Below are 12763 nucleotides of genomic sequence, written 5' to 3'. Positions count from 1 at the left end.
GGACAGCGCCTCGATCTCGGTGGCGTCGCCGACCGCGGTGCCGGTGCCGTGACCCTCGAAGTAGGACACGGTCTCCACCCCGTAGCCCGCGCGGCTGTAGGCGCGGGTCAGGGCGAGGCGGTGGCCTGCCTCGGCGGGCCGGGTGATGCCGCCCTTGCCGTCCGACGAGATGCCCCAGCCGGAGATGCAGGCGTAGATCTTGCCGCCGCGGGCGATGGCGTCGGACTCTCGCATCAGCACGACGACACCGGAGCCCTCGCCCGGCCAGAAACCGTTGGAGTCCTTGTCGTAGACCTTCATCTCGCCGGTGGCCAGCGCGCCGGTCTTGGCGAAGCCGATGACCTCGAACGGGTCGATCGACAGGTCGACGCCGCCGGCTATGGCGACGTCCATGTCCCCGTCGACGAGCGCCTTGGCGGCCGTGGCGATGGACAGCAGCGACGACGAGCAGGCGCCGTCGACGGTGTAGCCGCCGCCGCCGAGGTCGAAGTGGTTGCACACGCGCCCGGCGATGGTGTTGGCCAGGCCTCCCGCGAGAGTGTCCTCGTCGAACAGCGGGAACGGCGCCTTGTACTGGGTTTCCAGTTCAGCCAGGAAATCGGTGGTCTCGTCTTCCGACCAGCCTTTGTCCGCCAGCGTGGCCGCGACCGTGCGGCGGACGTAGGGCCAGCGCACCCGCATGATGTTCGCGCGGGAGAACTCGCCGGTGAGGCTGTTGCCGAACACGACACCGGTGGACTGCCTGGGCAGCCCCTCCCCCTCGGGGAAGCCCGCGTCGGCCAGCGCCTGGGTCGCCACGGCGAGGGCGAGCCAGTGGGTCATGTCCGTCGACCGGAACGTGCTTCCGGCGATCTTGAACTTGACCCGGTCGAATTCGAAGTCCTTGAGCACGGCCGCTTTACTCGCGTAGAAGCGGTCCGGCGCCTTCGGGTCGGGCGACCAATAATCCGCGTGGTTCATCCGCTCGTCCGGAAGCCGCCGGAACGCGCGGCGGCCGGACAGTACGTTCTCCCAGAGCTCCGCCGGGGAACTCGCATCGGGATAACGAAGGCCGATGCCGACGATCGCGATCCGTTCACTGCTCATACCTTCACCGCCTCTGGACTGAAATGGACCATTTCCCCGGCACTGTTGAATAAGCCCCGCAGGCCGAATGGTCGCCATTTATGACTTCGCGAGTCCAAGTTTGCGGCGGAATGCAATCATTGTCGTCTCCGACCGTGCGCGCACCGACCTTCAATCCTGCGCCGGGCGGGTGACCCCTTAATCGGACAACCCACTCCGAACGTGCGCACTTTCCCGGCCAACGCTTTTCTGCCAGCGTCGCTCAGTACCATCTGAAGACTCGTAGGTCCGCTATTCGCAAGCACATCCGCCTTTATCCGAAAAGGACAGCGCATGAGCAGTAGCGATATCCGACAAGAGCGGGAGCCGGCCGCCGCACAGGCGCCGACCTCCACGTTCGTCAGTGGCGTCTTCCCACGCCGCCGGGGGCTGATCGTCGGCCTGAGCGCGCTGGTCGGCTTCCTCTTGACTGTCGTGTGGTCGGCGAAGTTCGTCGACAGCACCATCGGCGACAGCATCGCCGACACCATGCTGGGACACACGGCCAAGGGCGCGGAGATCGGCGGCATCGCGGGCGGGATCGCGTTCGCCTTCGTCACCGGCCTCGCGGGCACCTTCACCGCCTGCAACGTCGCGGTTTTCGGCGCGATGACCCCGATCCTGGGTACGACCGCGACCCGCTGGGGCCGGGTGCGGGCCACCCTGCGACCACTGCTCTGGCTGTCGGTCGGCATGACGGCGGTGTCCGCGACCTACGGGGCGATTGTCGGGCTCGTCGGCACGTCGATGCCCCAGTTCTCCACCGCGAAGAACGTCGCGGGCAGCCTGTCCGGCCGCAGCATCCAATCGATGATCGTCTTCGGGCTCATCGGGCTCGCCATGGTCTACCTGGGCCTGGCCGCCCTGGGCATCGTGCGCGACCCGTTCGCCAAGCTGTCACAGCGCTTTCCCAACGCGACCATGGTGTTCATGGGCGCGCTGGTCGGCGGGTTCCTGATCGGCAGGCCGTTCGGGCTGTTCCGGCAGCTGTTCCGCGACGCCGCGGAGAGCGGGAACGCCCTCTACGGCGCCGCCGCGTTCACCCTGCAGTCACTGGGCAACATCCTGATCATGGCCGTGCTGCTGCTGGTGACCAGCGCGGTCCTCGGCGGGCGGCTGGGCCGGTGGTTCGCCGCCGACGGCCGCCGGATGGCGATCGTCACCGCCTCCGCGCTCATCGCCGCCGGCGTGTTCACGTTCCTCTACTGGGACGTCCGGCTGCTCGCCGGACGCGGCATCCTGCCGTGGTATCCGCTCGCGCCCTGGACCTGATCGCGCAGTAATCGAGAAGAACGCCCCGCCGAATCGGCGGGGCGTTCTTCGCGTTTCGGGCCGGTTATTCCCGGCGGGCAAGACAGGAGATGCACCGCAGATATCGGACACCAGACCATGGTCAAGGAAAGCGGGGTGACATCCATGCCGACAATTCTCGGCACGCTACGCAGAGTTCTCCTGACACCCAAATTGGCCGAGGTGACTTTCCGGGTCCGCGGCTTCCCGGGTGCGGACTCGGCCGCGGCCGAGACCCTCGAGGCGATTCCGCAGTCGGTCATCTGCGGGTTCGAATGGGGTATCGAGGCGAAGACGCTCTGGGAGGTCGAGCGGCGCCTGGCGCTGGTCGAGCCGCAGCAGCGCGGCTTCGCCTACGAGGGCGCGGCGATGGCCGCCACCGTACGCGACGCCATGGCGGGCGGACGCGGGACATGGTCGAGGAAACTGCTCGGCGGGCCCGGCCACCCGCACATCTTCCTGACCTACATCGGCATCGGGTTCGCCATGGCGCGGCTGCCGCGGGTCCTGTGGAAGAAGGTCATCCCGGACCTGGCCGAGTCGCCGTACCACCCCACGATGACCTGGCTGGCCGTCGACGGGTACGGCTTCGACCGCGCGTACTTCCAGACGAAGCGCTGGGTGGACGAGCAGCGGGTGCCCAAGCCGTACCCGTGGGAGGGCACCGGCGAGTACTTCCTGCGTGCCTTCGACCAGGGGGTCGGGCGCGCGCTGTGGTTCATCAACGGCGCGCGCCCCGACGCCGTCGCCGAAGCGGTGAACCGGTTCGCCCCGCACCGGCACGCCGACCTGTGGAGCGGGGTCGGCCTGGCCGCCACGTTCGCGGGCGGCTGCGACGAACCCGGCCTCACCCGCCTGCGCGCGGCGGCCGGGGCGCACTGGGCGGAACTGGCACTCGGGGTGGTGTTCGCGGTCAAGGCGCGGACCTACGCCGGGTTCACTCCCCCGCACAGCGAACTCGCCGCGCGCGCCCTGGCCGGGCTCTCGGTGTCGGAGGCGGTCGACATCGCCGACGGCACCGAGGCCGACCCGTGGGGCACCGGCCTCGATCCCGCGTACGAGCGCTGGCGCGAGCGCATCCGCACCCGGCTCGTCACCGCCACCGTCAGCCAGGCGGCGGCTCAACCATCCGCAGATCGAGTCCCGTGAGGGGGAAAGTCAGTTGGGCACTGCATGGCGGGCGCTACGGCGCCGCATCCTGACACCGAACGCGTCGGCCACTTTGCTGGACGTGCGCGGCTTCCACAAGAAGAGCCCGGCCGCCCAGGAGAACCTGGAGACCGTGGGCCGCAGGTTCCTCGACGGCTACGCCTACGCGGCGGAGGCGGCCACCACCGACGACGCCGTGGCGAAGCTGGAGCAGATCGAGCCCTACTACCGCGGCTTCGCCTATGAGGGCGCGGGAATGGGCTACGCGGTCCGCGACGGGCTTCCGCTGGGCGGCAAGCACCACCTCGACGACTTCCTCGCGGGCGAGGGCGACAAGCACGTCTACATGGTCTACGTCGGCCTTGGCTGGGCGATGTGCCGGTTGCCGAAGTTCGCGTGGCGCAAGGCCGAGACACTCGACCCGCTGCTCGTGGGCCTGGTGCTCGACGGCTACGGCTTCCACCAGGCGTACTTCAAGACCAAGCGCTATGTCGAGGAGCAGTACGTCCAGAAGTTCGACTGGCTCACCAACTGGGGCGAAGGCCAGGCGAACCACGGGATCGACCAGGGAATCGGCCGTGCCCTGTGGTTCATCGGCGGCAGCGACGGCCCGCTCGTCGCGTCGATGATCGCCAAGTTCCCCGAGCACCGGCGCGCGGACCTCTGGGCGGGCACCGGGTTGGCCGCCACCTACGCCGGTGGCGCCGACGAGGCCGAACTGCTCGCCTACCGGGACCTGGCGGGCGAGTACGCGCCGATGCTCGCCCAGGCCTCGTCGTTCGCCTCCGAGGCCAGGGTGCGCGCGGGACTTGTCATCCCACACACCCGGGTCGCCTCGAAGGTCTTCTGCGGCATGTCCCCCGAGGACGCCGCGCAGCTCACCCACGACGCCCGTCGCGACCTTCCGGCCGACGGTGATGTACCCGCTTACGAGGTCTGGCGCCAGCGTGTCGCAGGCCGATTCGCCGCAATGGGAGGTGTAAGTCGATGACCACCAAACCTGGATGGCTGCACAGGCAGCTTCCTGGGATCATCGCTCTGGTCTTGGTGGTGACCACGTTCATGGTGGCCCGCCTGCCTGAGTCGAGTGCCGCCGAGAAGACGGCGCTGGCCAAGGACTTCAAGTTCACCGCGAAGTCCATCGCCATGCCGAGCGGGTTCGCCCAGCAGGAAGTCCGCAAGGTCAACAAGGACTACAAGCACATCGACGCGTGGATCTCCTCGGTCGGCGCGGCCATCGCGATGAACGACGTCGACGGCGACGGCCTGCCCAACGACCTGTGCATCACCGACCCGCGGATCGACCAGGTCGTGGTGACCCCGGTGCCGGACAAGAACGGCCACCGCTACCCGGCCTTCGCCCTGAACCCCGGCTCGCTGCCGATGAACGGGCAGATCGCGCCGATGGGCTGCCTCCCCGGCGACTACAACGAGGACGGCCGCACGGACCTGCTGGTCTACTACTGGGGTCGCACGCCGATCATCTTCCTCACCAAGCCCGAGGCGAAGAAGCTCGACGCCGAGTGCTTCACCGCGGTGGAACTGGTGCCCGGCAAGACCGGTGGCGCCTACGACGGTCCACAGTGGAACAGCAACGCCGTCACCTACGAGGACTTCGACGGCGACGGGCACTACGACATCCTCATCACCAACTACTTCCCGCACGGACCGGTGCTCGACGACCGGGTCTCCGGCGGGGTGGAGATGAACGACTCGATGTCGGACGCCCGCAACGGCGGCGAGGACTACTTCTTCCTCGCCAACGGCGACGGCAGCTTCCGCAAGGTCGACGACGCGCTGCCCGTCGAGGTCTCCAAGGGCTGGGAGCTCGGCGCGGCCTCGGCCGACATCGACGGCGACGGACTGCCGGAGCTGCACCTGGCCAACGACTTCGGCCCGGACCACCTGCTGCACAACAAGTCCACGCCGGGCAAGCTCGCCTTCGAGGAGATCGTCGGCGGCCGGTCCCCGGTCGTGCCCAAGTCCAAGGTGATCGGCCAGGACTCGTTCAAGGGCATGGGTGAGGACTTCGCCGACCTCGACGGCGACGGTCTCTACGACCTGTTCGTCAGCAACATCACCACCTCGTGGGGCATCGAGGAGAGCAACTTCCACTTCCTCACCAAGGCCGACAACCAGGCGGACCTGCGCTCCAAGCTGCTCGCCGGTGAGGCGCCGTTCGACGACGTCAGCGGCTCGGCCAACACGGCGTGGTCCGGCTGGGGCTGGGACGTCAAGGCCGGCGACTTCACCAACAGCGGCACCAACCAGGTCGTGCAGGCCACCGGCTTCGTCCGCGGCTACACCAACCGCTGGCCGCAGCTGCAGGAACTGGCCACCGCGAACGACGAACTGCTCACCAACCCGTCGTTCTGGCCGAACGTGACCCTCGGCGACGACGTCGGCGGCGACCACACCATGAAGTTCTTCGTCAAGGGCGCCGACGGCAACTACGACGACCTCGCCCCCGAGCTCGGTCTGGCCATCCCGGTTCCGACTCGCGGTGTCGCCACCGGTGACGCCGACGGCGACGGCAGGCTCGACTTCGCCATGGCGCGGCAGTGGGACCAGCCGGTGTTCTACCAGAACAACGCGCCGAACGCGGGCCACAGCCTCACGCTGTGCCTGTTCCACGACGCCCCCACCGCGGACGGCGCGCCCGGTTCCCCGGTCGTCGGCGCCCAGGTGGTCGTCACCAAGGCCGACGGCACCAAGGTCATCGGTCGGGTCGACGGCGGCGGCGGGCACTCCGGCAAGCGCAGCAATGATGTCCACATCGGACTCGGCGATGACGCCGGACCCGTCCAGGTACACATCACCTGGCGCGACCGGGCGGGTCAGCGCCACGAACAAGACCTGCAATTGACCTCGGGCATGCACGCGCTGCGGCTCGGCACCCAGGCGAAGGAGAAGTGACCCGTCATGGCTGAGACCAAGACAGCCGCGCCAGTGCGCCATGACCCCAAGGTCATCAAGGCGCTCCGCAACTTCGCGATATCCATCAGCGTGTTCAACATCGTCGGGTACGCGCTGCTCGGCTTCGAGCAGCCGTGGATCTGGCCCTTCATCGCCCTGGCGACCGGCTACACCGTGGAACTCGGACTGGAGAAGATCGGCGCTCGCGCCGAGGGCCGCGACCCGCGCTACCAGGGCGGCGGCTTCAAGGGGCTCGTGCAGTTCCTGTTCCCCGCGCACATCACCAGCCTCGCGGTGAACATGCTGATCTACGTCAACGACCGGGTGTGGGTGCTCGTCTTCGGCGTCACCCTGGCGGTCGGCGCGAAGTGGATCCTGCGGGCGCCGGTGAAGGGCCGCATGCGGCACTTCATGAACCCGTCGAACTTCGGCATCGCGATGATCCTGGTCCTGTTCCCCTGGGCCTCGATCGCCCCGCCGTACCACTTCACCGAGCACGTGTCGGGCTGGGTGGACTGGCTGATCCCGGGTCTGATCATCATCGGCGGCACGATGATCAACGGCAAGCTGACCGGCCGGATGTGGCTGATCGCGGGCTGGGTCGGCGTGTTCGCCGCCCAGTCGATCATCCGCGGCTGGCTGTTCGACACGTCGATCCCGGCCGCGCTGGGCATGATGACCGGCGTCGCGTTCATCCTGTTCACCAACTACATGATCACCGACCCGGGCACGTCCCCGTCGAAGCCGTGGGCGCAGTTCGCCTTCGGCGGCGGCGTGGCGCTGGCCTACGGCGTGCTGATCGTGGCGCACGTGGCGTACAACATCTTCCTCGCCACCGCGCTGGTGTGCCTGATCCGCGGGCTCTACCACTGGACTGTGCACTTCGTCGAGAAGTCCAAGGCGTCCGCTCCCCCGGTCACCTTGGTCCCGGCCGTCCCGGCCACCTCGGAGCCTAAGGCGGCATGACCATGACCCCCTCGCACCGCGTTCCCCCGGGACCGCCACGCAGTCAGACGTTCAGCCTGCTCAAGCAGCTCAAAGGCGACCGGCTCACGCTGATGTCCACGGCGGCGGCGACCTACGGGGACGCGGTGCGGGTGGGGATCGGCCCGAAGACGCTCTACTACTTCAACCACCCCGACCACGCGAAGCACATCCTCGCGGACAACAGTGCCAACTACCACAAGGGAATCGGCTACGTGGAAGCCCGCCGAGCCCTCGGCGACGGCCTGCTGACCAGCGACGGGGAGCTGTGGCGGGAACAGCGGCGGACGATCCAGCCGGTGTTCCAGGCCCGCCGGATCACCGCCCAGGCCGACACCATCGTCGAGGAGGCGGCCAAACTTGTGGCCCGCCTGCGGACCCGCCAGGGCCCGACGGACGTCCTGCACGAGCTCACCGGGTTCACCCTCGGCGTCCTCGGGCGGACCCTCCTCGACGCGGATCTGGACGCGTTCGAGTCGATCGGGCACTCGTTCGAAGCCGTGCAGGACCAGGCGATGTTCGAGATGGAGACCATGGGCATGGTCCCCACGTGGCTCCCGCTGCGCAGGCAGCGCGAGTTCCGCAAGGCCAGCGACGACCTGTCGCGGATCGTCGAAGCCCTTGTCGCGGAACGCCTCGGCAATCCGCGCGACCCGGCGGACGATGTGATCTCCCGGCTGATCCAGTCGACCAGCAAGGAATCCGACCCCCGTGTCGCCCAGACCCGCATGCGCGACGAACTGATCACGTTGCTGCTGGCAGGCCACGAGACGACGGCGTCGACAGTCGGGTGGGCGCTGTACCTGATGGACCAACACCCTGAGGTCGCTGCCCGCCTGCGGGACGAGGCCATCGCGGTGCTGGGTGACCGGACGCCGGTGCTGGAGGACCTGAAGAGCCTGACGTACACCAACATGGTGCTCGAGGAGGCCATGCGGCTCTACCCGCCGGTGTGGATCCTGACCCGTCGTTCGGTCGGGGAGGACGAGGTCGGCGGCTACCACGTGCCGGCGGGCGCGGATGTGATGGTGTGCCCGTACACCCTGCACCGCCACCCGGAGTTCTGGGACGCGCCGGAGAAGTTCGACCCGGACAGGTTCGATCCTTCCCGGGCGAACACCCGGCCGCGGTACGCGTATCTGCCTTTCGGGGCGGGACCGCGCTTCTGCGTCGGGAGCCACCTTGGACTGATGGAGGCGACGTTCGTGATCTCCATGCTGGCGCGGGAGATGACGTTGAAGCTGGTGCCGGGGTATGAGGTGATCCCGGAGCCGATGCTGTCGCTGCGGGTCAAGGGTGGGCTGCCGATGACGGTGCATCCGATCTGATCTGTGGTTCAAGGAGGGCCCCGGCGTGCCAGGGCCCTCCTTTCGTTCGGGTCAGATGTGCCCGCGCCACGTCAGCGGAGAAGTCCGAAGGGCAGCGTCAGCGATCCGCCGAGCCGCGTCGGTCCGCAGCCCCGCTCGGGACGAGTCAATCCAGGACTGGACGTTCTGATGGCCGGCGGCACGGTATTCAACGGCTTGGATGAGGCATTCGAGCTTGTCGGCGTCCTTGGCGCAGTGCGCCTCGGCGGTGTCTTGACTCTCGTATTCGTCAACCGCTTCCCGAACAGTCTTGGCGGCCGTATCGGGCATGCGCGCAGTCTGGTCCGCGGTGATCGCCCGATTGTCGATCCGGCCCGCGAGATAAGGCTTCGCGGTGTGCGGGATATCGCCCGTCCGAGTCTCCTGGCTGTCGTGCCACAACCCGAGAAAGGCGGCCCGAGCTGGGTCCGCCCCTTCCTCCGCGGCGATCAGCGAAGCGAGCTGGGCGACGCGAAGGCTGTGCTCGGCTACCGACTCCGGATCACGAACTCCCGCATGCCACCAGCCTGCCCGGCGCATGGTCTTGAGAACGCCGAGCTCGAAGGCGAAAGCAGCGGTCGCGGAGGCCTCGTCGTCCTCGGGTCGCCGGGTATGGTCACCGGACACGTTGTTCCCCTCTCATCTGTCGGCCAGCCGGATGGCGTACGCCACGCTATCCAGTTCACGGCGAGCACGGTGGGTGAGATGGGGGTGGGCGCTCATCCGATCCACGACTTCACCTGCCCGAGCTTGGGCATGCCGCCGACCCCGCAAGACGATTGGCCGAGCAAGCAACAGTGCCCAGAGCGTGTGGATGTTGAGGTCGGCGTGATGTGAGCCCGGATTGAGTCGATCAAGCAGGTGATCAAGCACGCGGGCACCAAACCACTGTTCGGGGTCCACGGTAGTCATGAAGTCGTCGTTGACCTGCGGATCGGGGATTTCCCCAAGCCAATAGGCCCAGTAGTTCAGATTGGCGATCTCCTGCGCGTCGGTGCTCAACTTCCGCGCGACGAAGGCATCCAGAGCGTCGCGGTGTCCTTTCTGCGCCAAGGCAATGGCCGAAGACCGATGCGCGACCCAGGACGACAGGTGATCGGCGCGCCCGACACCGCGGTTGGCGTCCTGTAGCTCAGAAGTGAGCCACCGAGCGGAGTCCGGGCGTTGATCGAAGCCCAGCAGATAAACGGCTTGGCGCCGCAGCAACGCGTTTGCTGTTCCCCTTGAGGCATCTGCAGTGACCTGAAGGTGGTCGAAGAAGCGCGCGCGTTCCTCCGAGCCCAGAAGTGGTCTGTCGGCAACGGGACCACGGCGCGCAGTTTGCCTGGGCACTGCCAGAACACCCGGCACGATTCCCGTGAACGGCCAGGTGAGCAGGCTGGTGAGCGTTCGACGATGCACAACGGCGGCGAGCGGATGGGTGTTGGCGGCCAACACCGCGGGGCCTGCCTCGACAGCGTCAAAGAGGATGAGGTCAGCCTCGATCGCGAGGTCCAATACGGCCAAGGCGACCGCAGGCGCTCCTAGACGGCGCATGCTCATCCGCAGTCGGACAAGGTCTGCGCTGCGCAATGCGCCCAGGGGCCGACGGCCGCTCTCCCAGCCCTGAACTGTGGCCACATCCACGATCAGGGTTTCGGCAAGACGGGCCTGAGTGAGATGGGTCGACTCACGAATCAGCTTGAACACGTAGCCCGAGATGCACGCACGGCCGGGCGAACGTTGACCAGCACGCGGTGTTGCCGGCCTGTCGCCCACGTCGCCCCCTGCACACCGTCGCCCCGAACCCTGCCGTACTCGTACCCGTGGTCAGTCCTGCACCCGACCGAACAAGCCTAGCGTTCACTATGCGGTGGTCAATGGCAACGCAGGGTGATGCGACCACCGGCGACAACCTGCCCGACCGAATCAAGAGGACATCAATGCCGAGGCCCGGATACCGACCGATCGTGGCTGTCGTCGTGGGATCAGACAGCCTCCTCGGCCAAGTCGCGCGGGTGATCGACGATCTGACCGCTCATCAACCGGCTGAAGGGACCGAACCGTGCCTCCTCTGCTCGACCGAGCATTGGCCATGTTCGCGATTCACGGCGGCGGCGCAAGACGTGATGGGCGCTGGGCTCCGGCTGGACGACCTCGTGTCATCTGATCTGCATCAGCGGCTGTGGCCGCCGCAGGCGGGCACTGAGTATTCGTCGACATTCAACTCGACACAATCATTCGGTCGTCGCTATGACTAAATCTGTCAGTTCCATTACCCGGTTCCCAGAGCTTGCCGAACTGGCGGCGCTACGGGACCACGGGTGGCAATTCCGGCTGCTTCATGACGACAACGGCGAACTTGTGTGCGTCGCCTGTTCCAGGAATCACGGAGCGCACACCGACGCGGTGTTCGTTCTTGATCGCACCCATGTCGTCGCCAGCCGCGTGGTCACCGAAGAGCATGGCGGGGTCGTCTGGCTCAAGGACGGCACTGACCTGGTTGAGGTGGTGCGTGAGCTTGTCAACCTACCCGCTCCCGGCGAACCGGGGGCGCCGTCGTTGGTGATCAGGGGCAGCGCCCTGTGGTCGCCGTAATGATGAGTACTTCAACGAAAGGAACTATCCAATGACCACGGTTTTTCGCCTTGACTCCCGCCGGGCCCGCACTCTGATCTCGGAGGAGTTGTTCGACCTCCTGACCTCGAGGCTCGCCCAAGAACGCAACATCGATCTGGACGAGGCCACACGAATCATGGACCAGACGCTTGCCTTCCTGGCGGCTGCCGGACACACGGGCGAGCGTCTGTCGCCCAGCCCCGCAGTCGACGCGGGGTGGCACCTGTTCCTCCGCTGGACCAAGGACTACGCCGCGTTCTGTGAAAGGGTGGCAGGTCGGTTCATCCACCATGTCCCGGGCGAGACCTCGAACGCCGCGACCGTACGCTGGAGGCGATCGAAGCCGCGGGGTATCTCGTCGACCACGAACTGTGGGCGCTCGACGGCAAGTGCGGCAGCTGCCATGAAGACGGCAACTGCCGCTCCAGCGGGGAAGACGGCAACGAGAACACCGAGACCAGGAAGCGATAAGCGGCCGACATGAGGGCTCGACGATGAAGGTCGGCTGGACCGACCTGTCCCCACAGGTGCGGGCGACGATCGAGAGGCGCATCGGCCCAGTAGCCGACTTCATGGACGTCACCGCGGGCCAGACCTGTGACCTCACGGCGATCCTGCGTCCCGCCACCGGCGAACCTGTGTTCGTCAAGGGTGTCGCAGGGCGATCACCTCGGATGCGGTGGCTGCGCAACGAAACCCGCGCAGCACCGTTCGCCGCGAACCTGGCTCCGGCGGTGCTGTTCGCCGAGGATGTCGAGGACTGGTTGGTGGTCGGGTTCGAATTCGTTCCGGGCCGCCCGGCCGATCTCACACCTGGCTCGCCCGATCTGGCACTGGTCGGTGCGACAGTCGATCAGCTCAGTGCCACGCCCGCACCCGCACTCCGCCCGCTGAGCGAGCGGTGGGCTGTCACGGACTGGTGGAGTCGACTCGACACGGGGATGGACGCCGAGCGCCTGGACTCAATCGCCGCGCTGGTGCCCGAGCTCGTGGACGGCGATCGACTCGTGCACACCGACCTGCACTCCCATCAATTCCTGATCGACGCCTCCGCAGTTCGGGTGATCGACTGGGGTCTGCCTGGGCGGGGCGCGGGCTGGGTCGACACCGCGTTCCTGCTGCTGCGTCTCATCGATTCCGGACACCACCCAGCCGAGGCCGAAAGATGGGCACGGACGCGCTCGTCGTGGTCTGCCGAAGCGGATGCCGCGCTGACGCCGTGGGCGGTTTTCGTGGCCGGTCTGTGGAGCTGAGGTTTCGCAGTTATGCGGTGGCTGATGTGCTGGTCGCGGACCTGGCGGGATATTGATCGAGTGTGGCCTGGCCTGCGGTGACGGCGGTAATTCGGGCTCGCCGGAAGGCGATGAGCATGTCGT

At 67.3% G+C, this 12763-nt stretch carries 12 protein-coding genes; 9 read left to right on the top strand and 3 right to left on the bottom strand.

The genetic code is table 11. The features are described 5' to 3' along the window. The coding region (locus ACRDSQ_RS11945; protein ID WP_431420964.1) for a beta-ketoacyl synthase N-terminal-like domain-containing protein at nt 1-1086 on the bottom strand (1086 nt) is incomplete at its 3' end. A 312-nt stretch (nt 1087-1398) separates the two neighbouring features. Between ACRDSQ_RS11945 and ACRDSQ_RS11940 the strand changes: the two genes are divergently transcribed. From ACRDSQ_RS11940 to ACRDSQ_RS11915, 6 genes are all read left to right on the top strand, one after another. Beyond that, a complete protein-coding gene (locus ACRDSQ_RS11940; RefSeq protein WP_431420963.1) occupies nt 1399-2376 on the top strand; it encodes a hypothetical protein in 978 nt (325 codons plus the stop codon). Between the two features lie 144 nt (nt 2377-2520). Continuing rightward, nucleotides 2521-3543 carry a DUF1702 family protein gene (locus ACRDSQ_RS11935; RefSeq protein WP_431420962.1) on the top strand — a complete coding sequence of 341 codons (1023 nt, stop codon included), beginning with the start codon at nt 2521-2523 and terminating at the stop codon, nt 3541-3543. 13 nt (nt 3544-3556) lie between these two features. Next, entirely contained in the window at nt 3557-4534 is a 978-nt protein-coding gene (locus tag ACRDSQ_RS11930; RefSeq protein WP_431420960.1) for a DUF1702 family protein, read from the top strand. Next, nucleotides 4531-6459 (top strand): CRTAC1 family protein, encoded by a 1929-nt coding sequence (locus tag ACRDSQ_RS11925; protein WP_431420959.1) that lies wholly within the window; start codon nt 4531-4533, stop codon nt 6457-6459. Before ACRDSQ_RS11930 ends, ACRDSQ_RS11925 begins: the two co-directional genes overlap by 4 nt. A gap of 6 nt (nt 6460-6465) precedes the next feature. Then, a complete protein-coding gene (locus tag ACRDSQ_RS11920) occupies nt 6466-7425 on the top strand; it encodes an enediyne biosynthesis protein (RefSeq protein ID WP_431420957.1) in 960 nt (319 codons plus the stop codon). Next, complete coding sequence (locus ACRDSQ_RS11915; RefSeq protein WP_431420955.1) at nt 7422-8771, top strand: cytochrome P450; 1350 nt, start codon at nt 7422-7424, stop codon at nt 8769-8771. The genes ACRDSQ_RS11920 and ACRDSQ_RS11915 overlap by 4 nt, the downstream gene beginning before the upstream one ends. A 51-nt stretch (nt 8772-8822) precedes the next feature. Here ACRDSQ_RS11915 and ACRDSQ_RS11910 read toward each other — a convergent pair whose 3' ends face one another. Next, a complete protein-coding gene (locus tag ACRDSQ_RS11910; protein ID WP_431420954.1) occupies nt 8823-9416 on the bottom strand; it encodes an HD domain-containing protein in 594 nt (197 codons plus the stop codon). A 12-nt stretch (nt 9417-9428) separates the two neighbouring features. Then, nucleotides 9429-10478, bottom strand: coding sequence for a helix-turn-helix domain-containing protein (locus tag ACRDSQ_RS11905; RefSeq protein WP_431420952.1), 1050 nt, complete (start codon nt 10476-10478; stop codon nt 9429-9431). Between the two features lie 260 nt (nt 10479-10738). Here ACRDSQ_RS11905 and ACRDSQ_RS11900 point away from each other — a divergent pair, with 260 nt between their 5' ends. The 3 genes from ACRDSQ_RS11900 to ACRDSQ_RS11890 all read left to right on the top strand — a co-directional run bounded on the left by ACRDSQ_RS11900 (nt 10739) and on the right by ACRDSQ_RS11890 (nt 12640). Next, a complete protein-coding gene (locus tag ACRDSQ_RS11900) occupies nt 10739-11029 on the top strand; it encodes a hypothetical protein (protein ID WP_431420950.1) in 291 nt (96 codons plus the stop codon). A gap of 148 nt (nt 11030-11177) precedes the next feature. Continuing rightward, nucleotides 11178-11366 (top strand): hypothetical protein, encoded by a 189-nt coding sequence (locus ACRDSQ_RS11895; RefSeq protein WP_431420949.1) that lies wholly within the window; start codon nt 11178-11180, stop codon nt 11364-11366. Between the two features lie 515 nt (nt 11367-11881). Further along, a complete protein-coding gene (locus ACRDSQ_RS11890) occupies nt 11882-12640 on the top strand; it encodes a hypothetical protein (RefSeq protein ID WP_431420948.1) in 759 nt (252 codons plus the stop codon). The last annotated feature ends 123 nt before the right edge of the window (nt 12641-12763 follow it).

This window comes from Actinokineospora sp., assembly GCF_050699995.1.
GTDB lineage: Bacteria > Actinomycetota > Actinomycetes > Mycobacteriales > Pseudonocardiaceae > Actinokineospora.
The sequence above is the reverse complement of the archived record's forward strand: the minus strand, read 5'-3'. Positions and strand labels throughout refer to the sequence as shown.